This is a genomic window from Nonomuraea sp. 3N208 (genome assembly GCF_052245935.1).
Taxonomy (GTDB): Bacteria; Actinomycetota; Actinomycetes; order Streptosporangiales; family Streptosporangiaceae; genus Nonomuraea.
The window spans coordinates 125387-143333 of sequence record NZ_JBQQBR010000003.1; the positions used below are offsets into that span (position 1 = coordinate 125387).

15 protein-coding genes and 1 other RNA gene are annotated in these 17947 nt (G+C 68.7%); 5 read left to right on the forward strand and 11 right to left on the reverse strand.

The window, feature by feature from the left end; all coding sequences use genetic code 11:
• The first annotated feature begins 42 nt into the window (after positions 1–42).
• The gene (locus ACTWPT_RS05090; RefSeq protein WP_443176060.1) at positions 43–453 is read left to right on the forward strand and encodes a hypothetical protein; all 411 of its coding nucleotides are present in this window, start codon (positions 43–45) and stop codon (positions 451–453) included.
• Here ACTWPT_RS05090 and ACTWPT_RS05095 read toward each other — a convergent pair.
• From ACTWPT_RS05095 to ACTWPT_RS05140, 10 genes are all read right to left on the reverse strand, one after another.
• A complete protein-coding gene (locus ACTWPT_RS05095; protein WP_443176061.1) occupies positions 398–1570 on the reverse strand; it encodes an ARPP-2 domain-containing protein in 1173 nt (390 codons plus the stop codon). The two genes, ACTWPT_RS05090 and ACTWPT_RS05095, sit on opposite strands and share 56 nt — an antisense overlap.
• Entirely contained in the window at positions 1567–2958 is a 1392-nt protein-coding gene (locus ACTWPT_RS05100) for a hypothetical protein (protein WP_443176062.1), read from the reverse strand. The genes ACTWPT_RS05095 and ACTWPT_RS05100 overlap by 4 nt, the downstream gene beginning before the upstream one ends.
• 148 nt (positions 2959–3106) lie before the next feature.
• Positions 3107–3949, reverse strand: a complete 843-nt coding sequence (locus ACTWPT_RS05105) for a phosphatidylinositol-specific phospholipase C/glycerophosphodiester phosphodiesterase family protein (RefSeq protein ID WP_443176063.1) — start codon at positions 3947–3949, stop codon at positions 3107–3109.
• A 76-nt stretch (positions 3950–4025) separates the two neighbouring features.
• Complete coding sequence (locus tag ACTWPT_RS05110; RefSeq protein WP_443176064.1) at positions 4026–4634, reverse strand: hypothetical protein; 609 nt, start codon at positions 4632–4634, stop codon at positions 4026–4028.
• Entirely contained in the window at positions 4631–5494 is an 864-nt protein-coding gene (locus ACTWPT_RS05115; protein ID WP_443176065.1) for a hypothetical protein, read from the reverse strand. Before ACTWPT_RS05115 ends, ACTWPT_RS05110 begins: the two co-directional genes overlap by 4 nt.
• Positions 5495–5648: 154 nt before the next feature.
• Positions 5649–6950, reverse strand: a complete 1302-nt coding sequence (locus tag ACTWPT_RS05120) for an alpha-L-fucosidase (RefSeq protein ID WP_443176066.1) — start codon at positions 6948–6950, stop codon at positions 5649–5651.
• A 44-nt stretch (positions 6951–6994) separates the two neighbouring features.
• A complete protein-coding gene (locus tag ACTWPT_RS05125) occupies positions 6995–7822 on the reverse strand; it encodes a carbohydrate ABC transporter permease (protein WP_443176067.1) in 828 nt (275 codons plus the stop codon).
• Positions 7822–8835, reverse strand: a complete 1014-nt coding sequence (locus tag ACTWPT_RS05130; RefSeq protein WP_443176068.1) for a carbohydrate ABC transporter permease — start codon at positions 8833–8835, stop codon at positions 7822–7824. Before ACTWPT_RS05130 ends, ACTWPT_RS05125 begins: the two co-directional genes overlap by 1 nt.
• Positions 8836–8839: 4 nt before the next feature.
• Positions 8840–10051: an ABC transporter substrate-binding protein gene (locus tag ACTWPT_RS05135; protein ID WP_443176069.1), complete on the reverse strand. Its 1212-nt coding sequence runs from the start codon at positions 10049–10051 to the stop codon at positions 8840–8842.
• Between the two features lie 84 nt (positions 10052–10135).
• Positions 10136–11116, reverse strand: a complete 981-nt coding sequence (locus tag ACTWPT_RS05140; protein WP_443176070.1) for a carbohydrate kinase family protein — start codon at positions 11114–11116, stop codon at positions 10136–10138.
• Between the two features lie 143 nt (positions 11117–11259).
• On the opposite strand from ACTWPT_RS05140, the gene ACTWPT_RS05145 reads away from it, so the two are divergent.
• The 4 genes from ACTWPT_RS05145 to ACTWPT_RS05160 all read left to right on the forward strand — a co-directional run bounded on the left by ACTWPT_RS05145 (position 11260) and on the right by ACTWPT_RS05160 (position 17104).
• Positions 11260–12012 (forward strand): DeoR/GlpR family DNA-binding transcription regulator, encoded by a 753-nt coding sequence (locus ACTWPT_RS05145; RefSeq protein ID WP_443176071.1) that lies wholly within the window; start codon positions 11260–11262, stop codon positions 12010–12012.
• Positions 12009–13349: a 6-phospho-beta-glucosidase gene (locus ACTWPT_RS05150; RefSeq protein ID WP_443176072.1), complete on the forward strand. Its 1341-nt coding sequence runs from the start codon at positions 12009–12011 to the stop codon at positions 13347–13349. The genes ACTWPT_RS05145 and ACTWPT_RS05150 overlap by 4 nt, the downstream gene beginning before the upstream one ends.
• A 7-nt stretch (positions 13350–13356) precedes the next feature.
• Positions 13357–16410, forward strand: a complete 3054-nt coding sequence (locus ACTWPT_RS05155; RefSeq protein WP_443176073.1) for an alpha-mannosidase — start codon at positions 13357–13359, stop codon at positions 16408–16410.
• A gap of 475 nt (positions 16411–16885) precedes the next feature.
• Positions 16886–17104 carry an EF-hand domain-containing protein gene (locus tag ACTWPT_RS05160; RefSeq protein ID WP_305919234.1) on the forward strand — a complete coding sequence of 73 codons (219 nt, stop codon included), beginning with the start codon at positions 16886–16888 and terminating at the stop codon, positions 17102–17104.
• Positions 17105–17411: 307 nt separating this feature from the next.
• Here ACTWPT_RS05160 and ssrA read toward each other — a convergent pair.
• Positions 17412–17795, reverse strand: a transfer-messenger RNA (tmRNA) gene (gene ssrA, locus ACTWPT_RS05165).
• Positions 17796–17947 lie beyond the last annotated feature (152 nt).

Below are 17947 nucleotides of genomic sequence, written 5' to 3' on the forward strand. Positions count from 1 at the left end.
CTGCCTTGGCGGGTGACCATGGCGTCCAGGACAGTCGGACACATGACGACGACAGCAGGTACGAAGCCCCGCCGCCGCTGGGGCAGGTTCGCGCTCCACTACCTCGAGATGATCATCGCGATGTTCGCCGGGATGTTCGCGCTCGGCGCGCTCCTCGACCTCGTGGGTCTCGGCGTCTCCCACCACGAGCACCCCGAGCTGGGCTACCTGGTGATGGCGGTCAACATGTCCGTGGGCATGGCCGTGTGGATGCGGATCCGCGGGCACGGCTGGGCTTCGACCCTGGAGATGTGCGCGGCCATGTTCGTCCCGGTCGTGCCGCTCTTCCCCCTGTTGTGGCTCGGCGTGATCGATGGCGGCACGCTGATGACGGTCGCCCATGTGGCGATGTTCCCGCTCATGCTGGCGGCGATGTTCCGCCGCCTCGACGAGTACGCGGGTTGCGCCCATTGACCGCCTTGCGGTAGCCGTCGAGGACGTCCTGCCGCAGCAGATGCCCGAACCCCGCCCGCTTCAGCCGCATCCCTAGTGCCGCCGCGTCGGTGCCGAGCGCGGCGGCGGTCGCGGGCAGGCTCCAGCCGTGCTCGGCCAGCTTGCTCACGAGGTGGCCGCGCCGGGTCTGCGCTTCCGACAACCGGAACGTCTTCAGGTACGCCAGCCGCCCGTCTCCATCAGTGATCGTCTCCCCGATGTGGTTCTCGCGCTTCCGCTCGAACGCCGGCAGGAAGCGGCTCAGCGTGAACCGGCCGAGCCGGTAGACCTCCTCCACGTGCGCGGGGGCCTGGAGGAGGCCTTCGGCCATGACCGAGTCGTGGAAGTCGGCCCACTCGTGCTCCCGCAGCAGGGCTTGGGCCCGCAGGTCGGCCAGGGTGGTTACCGTCGTCTCGTCGATGACGGCGGGGAAGTCCCTGGCCGGGTAGAAGAGCGCGTACTCGTAGACCAGTTCGCCGTACAGGTCCCTGATGAGCGTGGGGTGCAGCGCCCGGTAGTCCTCCGGGTGCGGCACGACGAAGGCGCTGGCCAGCGTGTCGCCCGCGTACAGCAGCAGCCCGCACTGCCCCGGGTAGATCTCGAACACCTTGAGCGCGTCGTCGAGCCCGCGTACCTCGGCGCCGGTGTAGGCGTCCTCGGCCCGCGCGGACAGCCCGTGCGCGATGGCCTGACGCGACCACTCCTCCCAGGCGATCACGGGCCCGCCGAAGTGCAGCGCGAGGAAACCCTCCACGGCCAGGTGCAGCGGCAGGAACCTGAGCCGGTTCTTGTCCACCCGGCGGGCCATCCTCCGCCGGGTCCTGATGCCCATGTGCTGGAGCTCGTGCAGCGGCTGCCCGAGCTGGGTGCCGTAGGCCGCCGCCGGGGTGCCGTCGCCGGTCCACGACGCGACGAAGGCGTGGGGGACGTACGACGTGTAGACGGTCTTGTCGGGCAGGAACACCACGGACGGTTCGTCGCCGTACACCTTGGCGTGCAGCCGCAGGTCCTCGATGGGCTCGCGGCGCACGAGCGGCACCAGCCGCATCGAGCCCCAGGTCTGCGCGGGCCGCGTGTCGAGACCGGTGAGGTCGATCATCGTGCCTCCAGCTGCGCCGCCCGGTCCGCCAGGTACGCCCGCAGCTCGCCCAGCCCCGTCCTGCCCTCCGCGAACCTGGCCAGCTCCACCAGCGCCGGCAGGTCCTCGGCGTCCCTGATGCCGGCGGTCGGCACCATCGGCGACAACCGCCGCACGTCGAACTGGTCGGCATCGTAAACCGGGTTCACGTGCACAATGCCCACGTCGCCGCCGGGGTCGAGCTTGCGCCGCCAGACCCGCAGGACCTCGCCCGCCAGCCCGGGCGGCGCGTTGTCCCAGCCGTCGGAGACGATGACGAGCATGCCGGGCCGTGCTTCGAGCGCGTCGAGCACCCGCTGTCCCAGCGGCGTCGGCCCGGACGGCCGGGTCTGGAGCGGATCGGTCCGCAGCGACAACCACAGACCGCGGTAGGAGCCGGCCAGCGCCTCCAGCAGGTAGTGACAGGCCAGCGCCACCGCCAGCGGACGGCGCTTCTTCACCGGCGAGCCGAACGACGAGAAGCTGTCGTCGAGCACGGCCGCTACGCTGCCCCACGTGCCTGCCCGCGCCCCGGCCACCCGGGCGGCCGCGGCCCGCAGCGCGCCCACCAGCTCGGCACGGCGCCGCGTGCGCGTGTCCGCGGGCAGCGCCATCACGTACGAGGCCAGCCGGACCAGCGGCATCGCGGCCAGGTCTGCCTGGGTGTCCAGGCCGTCCTTGCTCGCCGACTCGGCAAGGCGCAGCCGTTCGAGCCTGGTCAGCTTGGGGGCGATGCGTTCGAGGAACAACGTCCTCTTGATGCCGTGACGGGCGGCGAAGCCCTCGGCGACCGTGTACGGCAGCTCGTACAGAGCCGCCTTGTCGTAGTGCGCCCGCCGCCACGCCTCCAGCACCGGCGTCTCGTAGCGGGCCCGGCTGAACGGCGCGAACAAGAAGTCGCCCAGCTCGCCCGGCAACCGCAGGTGCGCGTGCCGCACCGCCGACTTCACCGCCGCGCGGTACTTGACGGCGTCGAAGGCCAGGTCGGGGCGGCCGGCGAGCCAGTCGCGGACGAGGGCGCGGGTGCGCCGGTTGTTGACGCCGTCGTGGCGCAGCCGCTGGAAGAGCCGGTAGACGCGGGGCGGGCTCATCCTGGCCAGCCGCCGCGCGATCAGCCGCCCGTCGCCTTGACCGGGGTGGGCCAGCAGGGTGGCGATGATGAGCGCCGCGTTGTGGTCGTTGATGTCGAGCGCCAGCGTCGCCGCGTACAGGTCCGGGTAGTTGCCGTGGATGTAGCGGTGCAGGAAGCCGAGGGAGAGCCGCTGCTCGCCGGCCGCGCTGTGGAACTCGCGCTGGCCGGTCGAAGTGATCGCCGCGTTCGCGAAGAGCAGCACGTCCTCGCACTCGATCAGGTCGGCGTAGGTGTCCATGGGCTCCCCCGAGGTCGCGGACTGGCCGGGGAATGGAGGCACGAGCTGCGAAGCATCGCGGTAAAGGCGGGTTCCGGAAGTCGCACCGAAGTCCCGCGGCCAGTCTGGTTCCGGACCTTACCGGGCCCTTTTGGACAACGCGACGGGTTTACGCGGCAGCACGCTCTCTGTCGTGCTCGCGCAGGAACCGCTGGAGCCCCGCCAGATCGTCGGTGTTGATGTGGTCCACGTCCGCCGCGACCAGCTCACGCCAGATGGCCTCCCGTGCCGGACCGGCCGCGTCCGGGGTGGCCCAGAACCGCACCCGCTGCCCGTCGCGGTGCGCGGTGGACACGATCTGCCGCAGCTTGTCCCGCTCGGCGGCCGGCATCTCGCCCTCGCCGCGCCAGGTGAAGTGGTTCGTCCAGTTGTCGCTGATCAGCGGGATGAGGGCCGGGTTGCCCTGCCCGAGGTCGGACATGCGCCCGTCGTAGAAGGCGTAGCGCCGCTCCTGGGCGGCCATGAGCTCGCGCGGCCGGTCCCCGCTGATGACCACGGTGATCGCGCCCGGCTTCACCTTGCCCTTGTGGTAGGTGGTGAGCATCTTCCGGTACGACTCCAGCACCTTGTCGAGCTCGGTGTACGTGGCCGCGCCGTTGTTCTTGATGTCCACCAGGAGCTGGAGCTGCTGGCGGCTGCCCGGGAAGACGTGCCCGTGGCCCTGGCGTACGCGCTGGGCCAGCGGATCCAGGTAGAGCGACTGGAGTGTGCGCCCCGGCCGCAGGTCCTCGGGGTCGTGACCGACGCGCAGCTCGCCTTCCACCAGGTAGATGTCCGCCTCGACGCTGGTGAACCCGTGGTCGAGGGCGTCCAGGAGCGGCCGTTCGTGCTCGTAGTCGTTGTGGGCGTGCGCCCGGGGAAGGGGCTCGGCACCGCTGGCCGCCGCGGCGGGAAGTGCCGTCAGCAGGACGGCTCCGGCGGCGGTCAGCGCACCCAGGACTCGGCGCAACATCGCATCTCCTTACGAGGTCAGGGATGCGTGTCAGGCTATTGGCGTCAGATGTGACAGAAGTGAAGTTGAGCGGAATTCATGGCGCACCAGGCCCGCGTACCGATCGCGCCCTGATCTCGCCGAGTGTGGTGCGGCTGGCCCGGATGTCAGAGATCAACACGTACGCGACCAGCAGCAGCCCCAAGCACAGGGCGTCGGCCGCCCACCAGGGGATCTCAGCGAGCAGCAGATCACCGTCGCTGTCGCTCAGCGACCTGATCACCACCGTGACCACGGCCACCAGAACGGTGACCAGCAGCCAGCTACGCAACCGCGGCAGATTCCCCTTGTTCCACAGCCGAATCCGCCAGCTCATGAACACGGCGAGCACACCAAGCAGCGCACAGAACCCGATCAACCACCAGGGCAGGGTGAAGGCGGTCTGCTGCGCGATCTCCGCCCGCATCGTACGCAGCTCCGCCTCGGCCTTCTGCTTGGCTTGCTCAGCGGCGTCGAGCTGCTTCTTCAACTGGGCAACGCTCTTCTCCTGCCGCGTCGGCGGCGAGGACACCTCGGTCGGCAACATCCGCGCCACAACGGTCAGCATGATCGCCACGAACGACAACGCCAGGACGATGGCCATGAACAGGTCGATGAAGCGCAGGTCGAGCGGCGGCGCGAACGACCTGGCAGGCCGCTTCCTCACGGCTCCCTCACCAGCGTGTACTTCTGCGGCCGGCTCTCCACGGCGCTCAGCCGCTCCACCGCGGTACGCAGCGCGTCCAGCCCCTTGACGAGCTCCTCGGTCCTGCCCCTGGACAGGGCGAGCTCCTGGGTGAGCCCGTGCATGGCGGGAGCCGCCTGCTTGGCGGGCAGGCGCGCGATATAGATGAGGAACACCTCGTCGGCCGCCGCCACACTGGCGCGTTCCGCCCGCTCCACCAGGGCCATCGCACCGAACGCCAGCACGCTCAGGAACAACGCGATCAGGGTGACGCCGAACGCGGACGCCAGCTCGGGCAGCACGTGCTGCTTGAGCGCGGCAATCAGCACGCCCGGGTCCGCCTGGTTGTCCAGGGCGTTCGAGAACGAGTTGACCATCGCGCCCATCGTCAGCGCGGTGCCGATGAACCCGAAGACCGGCAGCGCCCAGATCAGGGCGTGGTCGAGGTGGTGCTTGTTGGCCATCTCGGTGTCGTCCAGCGCGGAGCGGGCACTCAGCACCGCCTCGCAGTCGTTCCCGGCCTCGGCGGCCTCCTTGAACAGCTTGAGCCGCCGCGCCACCAGCGTGTCATCGGTCGCTTTGATCGCCTGAACGCTCGCCACGGCCCGCGCCGTCGCGGCGCTCTCCCGCCGGATGTCCGGCACGGCCCTGGCGATCCTGAGCACAGTGGTCAGGAACACCGCGATGATGAGCGTGACCACGAGCTCGGCGGCCGCCGGTGCCGTGGTCGCGCCCACGGACACCAGCAACATTTCCACAAACCCGGCCACCATGAGCAGCGCGGAGACCATCAGCCCCACTACGGGCGCGAACGCCGAGTGGCGCCAGCCGTACCTTGACACCCTTGAACCCCATCCAACACGCCAATTGTCAAAGGACTACCTAAGCACACGGAAAGCAATCTTTGGGTGACAGTGTGATGCCATATTGGGGGTTCTCATCGAATGTCCGGCCGACGACGTCATCGCACCCTTCCGCTGCGCTGGTAGCCGGGCCTCACAGGAGGGCGAATCGGATCACTATGGGCATCGGTGCGCCGAGTTCGACGGACGTGACCAGGAGGCCGTCCGGCACGGCGTCGGCCCGTACCGGGAGGTCGTCCAGGCGGACCGCCGTAGCGGGATCCAGCAGTCCCGGGCGAGTCTTCAGCAGGACCTGACCGCGGGCCGAGTCCGGGACGTCGGCGAGGAACGCGAAAGCGTGCCGGTCGTCGTGGGTCCAGCGGATCCATGGGGCACCGTCGCGTGGCGTGGTGGAACCCGGTTCCAGTGGCCTGGTCGCGTGCACGGCGCGGCCGTGACCGGACATCCACGACGCGATGCCCTCCAGGACGGCGCGCTGCTCGCCAGGCAGCGCGCCATCGGCCTGCGGGCCGACGTTGAGCAGCAGGTTGCCGCCGCGTGAGGCGACGTCCACCAGCAGGCGGACGGCGCCTGCCGGCTCCAGCAGGTGCTCAGGGCCCTCGTTCCTGTTGTAGCCGAAGGACAGGCCGATGCCGCGGCATTGCTCCCAGTGCGCGGCCGTCTCGTTCTGGCGGTTCGCCTGGTATTCGCTGGTCAGGTAGTCGGCGTGAGCGCCGTCCCAGCGATCGTTGACCACGCCGTCCGGGACGGTGGCGTAATAGTGATCGAACAGGTCCTGCAGGTTGGCCATGCCCGCGTCGGGCCAGCCGATGTCGTTCCACAGCACGTCCGGCCGGTAACGGTCGATCAGATCGCGCACTTGGCGCAGCGCGTAGGCGGCGTAGGCGGCCTCGTGAGGGCGGCACTCATCGATCAGATCCTCGTGGCGGATAACGGCCCGGCGGCCGGCGTGCCAGTCGAGCCCGCCGGAGTAGTACACGCCGAAACGAAGGTCGCGAGCCCGCGCCGCGGCGGCAAGATCGGCGACCAGGTCGCGATGCGGGCCGCGGCGGACCGTGTTGCGGGTGCCGGTGCCGGGCGCGTCCCACAGGGCGATGCCGTCGTGATGCTTGGTGGTCGGGACGACGTAGCGGGCTCCGGCGCGGGCGAACAACTCCATCCAGTCTGCGGGGTCGAAGAGCTCGGCCGTCCACGCGTCGAGGAAGTCGTCATAGGGAAGGCCGCCGTGCACGGTGCGGTGGTGCTCATGGGCGGGACTGCCCTCGATCTGGCTGGTGTTCCAGTACCACTCGGCGTACGGATTGTGGGCGAACCACACCTCCGGGTCGACCGCCCCCAGCTCACCGGTGGGCTCGGCCCACGCCGGCACCGAGTACGCGCCCCAATGGATGAACACGCCGAACTTGGCGTCGGTGAACCAGGCCGGAACGGTCATGGCGCTCCTTTCACGATCACGGCCGCCCTCACGAACGGTACAGGTCACCCACGCAGCGCGCCCTTCATGGCGTCGCGGATGAAGCCGCGGGCGAACAGCACGAACATCACCGCCAGGGGGACGACGGCGACCAGCGCCCCTGTGAGGACCAGGCTGTAATCCAGGTTGTGCACGGTGTGCAGCTGGGAGAGCGCGACCTGCAGGGTGAGGTTCGAGGGGTCGACCATGACGATCAGCGGCCAGGTGTAGTCGTTCCAGGCGGCGATGAACGTAGTGATGCCGAGGAAGGCCAGGCCGGGCCGGATGGCGGGCAGCCCCACGTGCCAGTACTGCCGGAAGAACCCGCAGCCGTCGATGCGCGCCGCGGCGAGCACCTCGTCGGGCACCGCCCCCTTGATGTACTGGCGCATCCAGAAGATACCGAAGGCGTTCGCGGCGGCCGGGACGATCAACGCGTTCAGCGTGCCCACCCAGCCCAATTCCACCATGATCACGAATTGCGGGATGAGGGCGAGTTGCATCGGCAACATGTACGTGAGCAGCAGCAGGCCGAACAGCAGTCGCCGCCCGGGAAACTCGTACTTGGCGAAGGCGAACGCCGCGATCGAGTCGAAGAACAGGACGAGCGCGGTGGTGCAACACGCGACGATCAGCGTGTTCAGCATCGAGCCGAAGAGGTCGATGGAGCTGATCAGTCGCCCGAGGTTATCGAACAGCGCGGGCCCGAAGGTCACCTTCGGCGGCACCTGGTACATGTCCTTGGTGGTGTTGGTCGCCATGACGGCGGTCCAATAGAACGGGAACAGCGAGACGAGCGCGCCCACGACCAGGACGAGGTGCAGGGCGGCGGCCCTCAGCCGCGTGGCGGTCATCACAAGCCCCGTTCCCGGCGCTGCACGATGCGCCAGTTGATCGCGGTGAACAGCAGGATGACCACGAACACCGCCCACGCGATGGCGGCGCCGTACCCGTAGTCGTTGTTGTTGAACGCCTCGCGGTAGAAGTACAGGATCGCGGTCAGCCCGGCCCCGCCGGGGCCGCCCGAGCTGGCGTTGTTGGCCGAGTTGATGCCGAACAGCACCTGCGGCTCGGTGAAGGTCTGCATGCCGTTGATGGTCGAGACGACCACCGTGAACAGGATGATCGGGCGCAGCATGGGGATCGTGATGCGAAAGAAGAGTTGTACGGGGCCCGCGCCGTCGATGCGCGCGGCCTCGTACAGCTCGCTCGGGATGGCCTGCAGGCCGGCGAGGTAGATGATCGCGTTGTAGCCGGTCCACTGCCAGCACATGATCGCGGCGATGACGATTTTGATCGTCCACTCGTTGACCAGCCACGGGACCGGCGAGGCCGACAACCACTGCAGGATCGCGTTGATCAGCCCGAAGTTGGTGCCGAACACAGAGCCGAAGAAGATCGTGACCGCGACGACTGACGTGACGTTCGGGACGAAATATGCGATCCGGTAAAAACCCGTGAACCGGACGGCGGAGTTGAGCATGTTCGCCACGACGAGAGCCAGGAACAACATCGGGATCGTGGACATGAACCAGATCAGGAAGGTGTTCTTCAGCGCGAGCCAGAACATGTTGTCCTGCATCAGCAACGCGAAGTTCCGCGGGCCGACGAACTCCATCTCGCCCAGGCCGTTCCACTTGTGGAACGCCAGATAGAGCGAGAACAGCACCGGCACCAGCATGAAGACGGCGAAGAGCAGAAAGAAGGGCGAGATGGACAGATACTGCGGCCAATAGCTGCGCAACGCGCGCTTCAACCGGGACTGCCGGGCGTGGGCGGGCCCGCCGCGGCCCTGCGTGGCCGCGGCGGGCTTCCCCAGGCCGGCGGCGGCCGGCCTGGGCTCTCGCGCGGAGGTGCGAGCGGACATCCTCTCAGCTCACACCCTGGCGCCCGGCGATCTGTTTGGCCGTGCTCACCGCGTCGGTCCACGCGGTGTCGGCGTTTTTGCCCTTGGTCCAGACATTGATGATCTCGTCCTTGAAGGGCTGGGCCACGGCCGCGTCCGCGGGCGCCTCGTACTGGACAGGGATGCTCTTCGCGGCCGGCCCGAACACCTCGATCGTCTTCTGGTCCCCGAAGAACGGATCCCCTCCGGTCAGCGCGGGCAGGTCATAGGAGGCGGGCGTGGAGGGGAACAGCGCCGCGTCGGTGAAGCCTCGCGCCTGGTTGTCCGCGCTCAGCAGCCAGGTGACGATCTGGAACGCCAGTTTGGGATCCCGGCACTCCCTGGGCAGCGCCAGGAACGACCCGCCGATGTTCGCCGGCCCTCCCGGCATGGACGCCACCCGCCATTTGCCCGAGGTGGCCTCCACACCGCTCTTGAGGTCCAGCGCGAACCAGGCTGCGCCGACGGTCCCGGCGATCTTGCCCTGGGCGGCGGCGGCGTTCCAGTCCGGGCCGTCGTACTTGGGCGCGATGATGCCCAGCCCATTGGCCTTGATCACCTGGTCCCAGGCGCTGCGGATGTGAGGCTGGTCGCCGATGAACTTGTTGCTCTCGTCGATGAAGCGCTTGGGGCCCTGGCCGACCATCTTGTCGAACAGTCCTTCGGCCGAGTCGATGATGAACGCGTCCGGGTTGGCCTTCTTCAGCTTCACCCCGGCCTCGAAGAAGGTGTCCCACGTGGACATGGACGTGCCGACCTCGGCGGGGTCGCTGGGCAGGCCTGCCTTCTCGAAGATGTCGTTACGGTAGAACAGCGCGGTGGGCCCGATGTCGATCGGGAATCCGATGAGCTTGCCGTCGGTGGTGGAGCCCTGCTTCCACTTCCACTCGACGAACTGCGAGGCCAGCTTGTCCGCGCCGAGGGTGTTGAGGTCGATGAACCGATCGGGCTCCGCGAGCATGGAGGCGATGTTCTCGCCCTTGATCCCCGTGATGTCGGGCACGAACTTGCGGCCGTTCATCGTGGCGATCAGCTTCTGCTTGAAGTCGCCGCCGATCACCGACGGCTTGAGCGTGGTCTGGGAGAACTGTTTGACGGCGTCGGCCACGACCTTGTCGCTCAGCCCGCCGCCCCAGTACCAAAGGGTCAGCTCCGCGGGCGCCGCCGCCACTGCTCGCGGCGGTGCCCCCTGAGCCACCGCAGGCAGCCGTGCCCCCGATGCCTGCCGCCGCTATGGAGAGAAGTCCGGACTGGATAAGCCTTCTGCGGGAAAATTCCATTTCTAACCCTCCGGGTTATGGGGGATGACATCGGGGATGAAGCCGTACTCGCGGCGCAGCCGCTGGTCGGCGAGACCCCGCCACCAGCCGGCCACATCGGCCCAGTGGGGCGCCGAGGGCGCGCCGCCCACCCGCCGCACCGACAGGGCCGCGACGAGGTTGGCGAACCGGATCCGCTCGGCGAGCGGCCAGCCGGCCAGGGTTCCCACAACGAGACCGGCGCCGAACACGTCTCCGGCGCCGGTGGGGTCGTGGACGTCCACCGGCAGTCCGGCGACGTTCGCGTCCTCGCCGGTGCTCGCATCCACGGCGAGGACGCCATCACCTCCGCAGGTGACGACCGCGAGCGGCACCAGATCCCCCAATCTGGAAAGCGCCGCCGCGGGTGTGTCCGTTCTGGTGTAGCTCATGGCCTCATGAGCGTTGGGCATGAAGGCGTGGCACCCGGCGAGCTGATCGAGCATCACCGACGACCACTCTTCAGTGGGATCCCAGCCCACGTCGGCGAAGACCAGGCCGCCGGTCTTCGCCGGCCACTCCACCGGCTGGGGCCCCAGGTGGACGATCGCCGCCCGAGCCGCCGGAGGATCGCCGATTATCTGGTCCGCCCCCAGGGGTGGTGGGGAGCCGTGGGTCACCAGGGCGCGATCACCGTCGTACGCCAGGGAGGCGGTGGTCGGGGTGGACCATCCGGAGAATAGACGAGACCGGCTGAGGTCCACGCCTTCTTCCTCGCTGAGCGCCGTCCAGCAGTACCGGCCGAAGGAATCGTCGCCGAAGGCCGCCGCCAGACCGGTCCGCAGGCCGAGCCGGGACAGCGTGAACGCGAAGTTGGCGATCCCGCCGGGCCCCGAGGCCATCTCGGTGGTCCAGATCTCCATTCCCGGCTTGGGTCCCTGTTCCAGGCCGGCGAAGACCACGTCGAAGAAGAGCAGGCCGGACACGAAGACATCGAGCTGCGGCTGGACTGCGTTGTCTGGCATCGCTCCGCCACTTCTGGCGCACTGGCACCTCACCGAATTTAGGCAGGATCGTGCACCCTTGTGAGCGACCATGCAATAGTTCGCTCGAAAATTTCCAAAAAATCCGCTGGCAATGATCGTGTTTGAGCGCTACTGTCCCAATCATGCTCCGGGACCGACGGCACGAAGTTATCGTGCGCATCCTGCGCTCAGAAGGCCCCGCCACTGTCGAGGCGCTGGCCGAGCGACTCAACGCCAGTCCTGCGACGATCCGCCGCGATCTCGTCCAGCTGCACGATGAAGGGCTGCTCCGGCGGGTGTACGGCGGCGCCATGCCGATCGACGAGCGGGACGATCCGTTCGTGGATGTGGCGGCGGTACGCGGAGCCGAGAAGGACAGGATCGCGCAAAGATGCGCAGAGATCGTCAAGGATGAGGAGACGGTCCTGCTCGACATCGGCACGACCGCGCACCGCATCGCCAGCTACCTGCGCGGCCGGCCACTCACCGTCGTCACCAGCAGCCTCGCCGTCCTCGAGGAGCTTCAGGACGAGGAGGACATCCAGCTCATCATGCTGGGCGGCATGGTGCGTCGCGACTACCGGTCGCTGGTGGGCTTCCTCACCGAGGACAACCTGCGCCAGATCAAGGCCGACCGGCTCTTCCTCGGCACCAGCGGAGTGCGCCCCGGCGGACACGTCATGGACACCACCGTGGTGGAGGTGCCGGTCAAGCGTGCCATGATCGCGGCGAGCGATCAGGTGGTCCTGGTCGCGGACGTCGGAAAGTTCCCCGGCACCGGGATGGCCCGGGTGTGCGGTCCGGAAGATCTCGACGTCATCGTCACCAACGCCCCGGGCGACCAGGCAACGCTCACCGCCATGCGGGAGGCGGGCGTCGAGGTGATCACGGTATGAGGCTGACCGTTCTCGGCGGCGGCGGGTTCCGCGTACCGCTCGTCTACCGTGCCCTGCTCGCCGATCGCGGCAAGGGCCGAGTCACCCACGTCACGCTCCACGACCTCGACGCCTCGCGGATCTCGGCGATCCAGCGAGTGCTGTGCGAACTGGCGGACGGCGTACCCGACGCGCCCGAGGTGCACGCCACCACCGACCTCACCGAGGCCGTCTCAGGAGCCGACTTCATCTTCTCCGCCGTCCGCATCGGCGGTCTCGAAGGGCGCGCCATCGACGAGCGGGTGGCCCTCGACGAGGGCGTGCCAGGACAGGAGACCGTCGGCGCCGGCGGCATCGCGTACGGCCTCCGCACGGTCCCCGTCGCCCGCGAGCTCGCACAGCGCATCGCCGAGGCGGCGCCCGAGGCGTGGGTCATCAACTTCACCAACCCGGCGGGCATGGTCACCGAGGCGATGTCCCACTACCTCGGCGATCGCGTCATCGGCATCTGCGACTCGCCGATAGCGCTGGGCCGGCGGGTGGCCGGAGCGCTCGGCGTGGACCCCGCGACCGTGTGGCTGGATTACGCCGGGCTCAACCATCTCGGCTGGCTGCGCGGTCTCCGCGTCAAGGGCCGCGACCTGCTCCCCGATCTTCTGCGGGACGCCGACGGGCTGGGCTCCTTCGAAGAGGGCAAACTCTTCGGCGTCGAGTGGCTGCGCGCCCTCGGCTGCATCCCCAACGAATACCTGCATTACTACTACTTCACCCGAGAGGCGGTGGCCGCCGCCCGCGCCGCCCGGCAGACGCGCGGCTCCGTGCTCATCGAACAGCAACGGCGGTTCTACACGCACACCGGCGGCTCGGCGCTGGCCGCGTGGGAGAGCGTCCGGCTGGAGCGGGAGACCACCTACATGGCGGAGAACCGGGAAGCGTCGGGCGTCGGCGAGCGTGCGCCCGGCGACCTCGAGTCCGGCGGCTACGAGCAGGTCGCCCTGGCCCTCATGCGCGCGATCGCGCTCGACGAGCGGACCACGCTCATCCTCAACGTCCGCGGGCGGGGCGCGATCGGCGGCCTCGATCCCGACGCCGTGGTGGAGGTGCCCTGCTTCGTGGACGCCAACGGTGCGCGCCCCATCTCGGTCGATCCGCTCCCCGGTCATGCGCTCGGCCTGGTGACCGCCGTCAAAGAGGTGGAGCAGGCGGTCATCGAGGCGGCCGCCACGGGCTGCCGCACGGCGGCGCTGCGTGCCTTCGCCATCCACCCGCTGGTCGACTCCGTCACGGTTGCCGACCGGCTCCTCGACCGATATCAGCGCGAGCTCCCCCAGCTCGGCTACCTCCGCGGAAGGAACTGACACTCTGATGCACGACGACAGGAGGCTCGTCGAGGAGCGGATCGACCGCGTGCTCCGGGAACGCATCGCTCCCGCCGTGTACGCGGAAACCGTGCCGCTCAAGCTGGCCGCCTGGCACGTCCCCGACGAGCCGGTGCCCGTCGCGGAGGCGCTGGCCGCCGGCTACGAGCCGTTCGAGGTGGGCACGCGCTGGGGGCGCCCTTGGTCGACGACCTGGCTGCGAGCCACCGGATCCGTTCCAGAACGGTGGGCGGGACGGCGCGTGGAGGCCGTCTTCGACCTGGGTTTCGTCGGCGACTGGCCGGGCAACCAGGCCGAGGCCCTGGTGTACGACCTGAACGGCCGACCGATCAAGGGCATCGAACCACGCAACCAGTACGTCCCGATCACCGGGGACCGGGTAGGCCTGCTGCTGGAGATGGCCGCCAACCCCGACATCCTCGCGAACGGCTTCCTCCCGACCCCTCTGGGCGACAAGGCCACGGCCGGCGACGAGCCGCTCTACCGCCTCGCCCGCGCCGATCTGGCCGTACTCGACGAGGAGGTCTGGCACCTGCGGCTGGACGTCGAGGTGCTGCGCGAGCTGATGGCCGAGCTGGCGATCGGCGACCCCCGGCGGCACGAGATCCTCCGCGCCCTGGAACGCAGTATGGACGCCCTCGACATCCACGACGTCGCCGGTACGGCCGGGGCCGCCCGCGCCCACCTGACCGGCGTGCTGTCCTCGCCCGCCCACGCCGGCGCCCACACCATCTCCGCGGCCGGCCATGCGCACATCGACAGCGCCTGGCTCTGGCCGATCCGCGAGACCAAGCGCAAGACCGCCCGCACCTTCGCCAACGTCACGGCCCTGGCCAACGACTACCCGGAGTTCGTCTTCGCCGGGCCGCAGGCGCAGCAGTACGCGTGGGTCAAGGAGCGCCACCCGGAGATCTTCGAGCGCATGCGCAAGGCGATCGAGGCCGGTCAGTGGGTGCCGATCGGCGGCATGTGGGTGGAGGCCGACGGCAACCTGCCGGGCGGGGAGGCCCTGGCCCGCCAGCTCGTGCACGGCAAACGCTTCTTCATGGAGGAGTTCGGGGTGGAATGCCGCGGCGTGTGGCTGCCCGACTCCTTCGGCTACACCGCGGCCTACCCGCAGATCGCCAGGCTTGCCGGGATGGAGTGGTTCCTCACACAGAAGATCTCTTGGAACCAGACCAACAAGTTCCCGCACCACACCTTCTGGTGGGAGGGCATCGACGGCACCCGCGTCTTCACCCATTTCCCGCCGGCCGACACCTACAACGGCACGTTCGAGGGTGCTGAGCTGGCGCACGCCGTACGCAACTATGCGGAGAAGGGCGCGGGCACCCGTTCGCTGCTGCCCTTCGGGCACGGCGACGGGGGCGGCGGCCCCACCCGGGAGATGCTGGAGAAGGCGCGGCGGCTGCGTGACCTGGAGGGCTCCCCCCGCGTCGTGGTCGAAAGCCCGGACGAGTTCTTCGCCGCCGCCCACGCGGAGCTGCCGGACGCGGCCGTCTGGTCCGGCGAGCTCTACCTGGAGCTGCACCGCGCCACCTACACCAGCCAGGCCAGGACCAAGGCCGGCAACCGGCGCAGCGAGCACCTGCTGCGCGAGGCGGAGCTGTGGGCGGCGACCGCCGCGGTGCACAAGAACTTCCCGTACCCGTACGCGGATCTGGACCGGCTGTGGAAGACGGTGCTACTGCACCAGTTCCACGACATCCTGCCTGGCAGCTCGATCGCCTGGGTCCATCGCGAGGCCGAGATGACCTACGCCCGCGTGCGCGCGGAGCTGGAGGAGATCATCACCGCGGCCGTCTCCGCCCTGACCGGCGCCGGTGAGGCGACCTGGGTCTGCAACGCGGGGCCGCGGCCGCGCGCCGAAGTGGTGACCGCACCCGACGGCTCGGACGTCTTCGTCGAGGTCCCGGCCTCCGGCATGGTACGCCTCGGCGCCTCGTCCTCCCCTTCCCCCGTCACCACGACCACCAATAAGACCGGGACGGTGCTCTACAACGGCCTGATCCGCGTCGAGTTGGACGCGGCCGGCCTGCTCTCGTCGGTCCTCGACGTGGTGGCCCACCGAGAGCTGCTGGCCCCCGGCTCCCGCGGCAATCTGCTGCAACTGCACACCGACCTGCCCAACCAGTGGGACGCCTGGGACATCGACGCGCACTATCGCCGCCGGCGCACCGACCTCGACGAGGCAGAGGCGATCACCATCGTCGACGCGGGCCCGCTCATCGGCGCAGTACGCGTCGAGCGTCGCTTCGGGGCGTCCAGGATCGTGCAGACGGTTCGCCTCACGGCGGGCAGTCCCCGGGTGGAGATCGAGACCGAGATCGACTGGCACGAGCGGGAGAAGATTCTCAAGGTGGCGTTCCCGCTCGACGTCCATGCCGACCGCTCGGCCGCCGAGATCCAGTTCGGTCACGTGTTCCGGCCCACGCACACCAACACCAGCTGGGACTCGGCCAGGTTCGAGATCTCTTGCCACCGGTGGGTCCATCTCGGTGAGCCGGGGTACGGCATCGGGCTGGCGAACGACGCCACCTACGGCCACGACGTGACCCGTACCACGCGTGCCGACGGCGGCACCACGACCACGGTGCGGCTGAGCCTGGTCCGCGCGCCACGCTGCCCCGACCCGGAAGCCGACCAGGGGCGCCATCGGATGACCTACGCGCTCGTCCCCGGCGCCGCCATCAGCGACGCCGTGGCGGCAGGCTACGCGCTGAACCTCCCGCTCCGCGTGACGAGCGGCCGTGCGGCCCCGCCGCCCCCGCCGCTGGTCACACTCGACGGCACCGCCGCCTGCGTCGAAGCGGTCAAGCTCGCCGACGACCAGTCCGGCGATGTCATCGTCCGGATCTACGAGGCCCTCGGCGGCCGGGCCATCACCCGGCTGCACGCCTCCTTCCCGGTCACCGATGTGACGGTCACCGACCTGCTGGAACGTCCCCTGCCAGGAAACCCCGTCACCGTGGAGGCCGACGGCGGCATCCCGATCTCCTTGCGGCCGTTCCAGGTGCTGACCCTGCGGCTGCGCCGTTGAGCCCCGTCCAGAAGCGGGACAGTTGCTCGGATTGGCATGCGGGACTCCCCGGCCGTGCGGGTCAGAGGTGCCAGTCGCAGACGTAACAGGCTCTGGCCGCGTGCCACTTGCTCAGGGCCGGCTTCTCGCCGTCCACCGTGTCGTCATATTCCTCCGACACGTCAGGCTCCTGCGGCGCGGCAGACTCCACCTGGGGCCGTCGTCGAACCGCACCCGCAGCCCAGCGTCCCGGAACCCCGTGATCCTGCCCGGCCGCCCGTACACGATCACCCGGATGCCCCGGCACAGCCGGTCTGCGCAAGTTTGTGCGAACAGGCGGTGGCGGTTGGCTCGATTGACTTCCTGCCGATGCGGATCCGGGATGGGCGCCGCGACCGGCGTCTTTCTGCCCGTTATCCCTCGCCTGGGGTACAAGCTCGTGCTTCGATGTTGCCTTGTCCGCAGATCGCATGAATCGCACGATGAGAGGTCACCCATGCCGAATCTTGACGACCCGACCGCCACGTTCCAGGAGTTCGACCGCGACGGGGACGGATACATCACGCGCGAGGAATTCGCGCTCGCCATGAACACGCGCGGCGAGGAGGTCACCGCCGCCGAGCTCGACTCAATCTTCAAGGCCTCGGACGAGCACGATGGGGACGTGGACGGGCACATCTCGTTCGCGGAGTTCTTGGTGGCCTGGAACAAGTGACGGGGGGCTTGCCTACCGTAAACGATCACCTGGTCGCCCCGGTAGGCAGGCACCCGGTAGTACCGGCGCACCTTCGCGCCAGCGGACTCGGTAGGAGAGGGTGCCGTCTTTCTTCTTCCGGTAGTCGATGCCTTCGGCTCGCTTTGCCACGGAACCATCTGTCCCTTCGTCTGGGGCGGTTCCGCGAACGTAGGCAACGACCAGGGCTTACGTCCCCGTCCGATGGTCCGTGCGTCCATAGTGCGATCCACGAACAAAAAACCGCCCCTGCCTGTCGATGTTTCGACAGGTCAGAGGCGGTTTAATCTGGTGGAGGTGGCGGGAATCGAACCCGCGTCCTTCAACCCCAAGTCAGGGCTTCTCCGGGCGCAGCCTGCTGTGCTTTTCTCAGCCCCGGCGATCACGCAGGCGAGTCGCCGACGGGCTCAGCCACTGTTTGATTTCCCGATCTCCCCCGTGGCCGGGTCGATCGGTTGAGCCTTCTAGCGATGCCAGACACCGGGCCGAAGGCACTCCCGGGCTGACAGTGGTTTCGCTACTTAGGCAGCGAGACCCAGGGAACCCTGGGCTACCACAGTGCGCTTGGAATTGGCACTTGTTGTTTGCGGTCACAGGATTAACGAGGTTATGTCCGCAGTCCTCGGCCCGCTTCACCTGCCTTGCAAGATCGAAGTCGAAGCCAGTCACCCCCTGTGCAGTTGTCAACACGCCCTCCGAGGAAGGCGAGCAACATGAATCTACAGGGGACAACGCCCTCAACGCCAACTTAATTCCCCATGGCGAAACCCCCGGGAGAGTGGCACAGCAGCTCGCGCTCCCGGGGGCCGACCGGCAGGGTCGAGC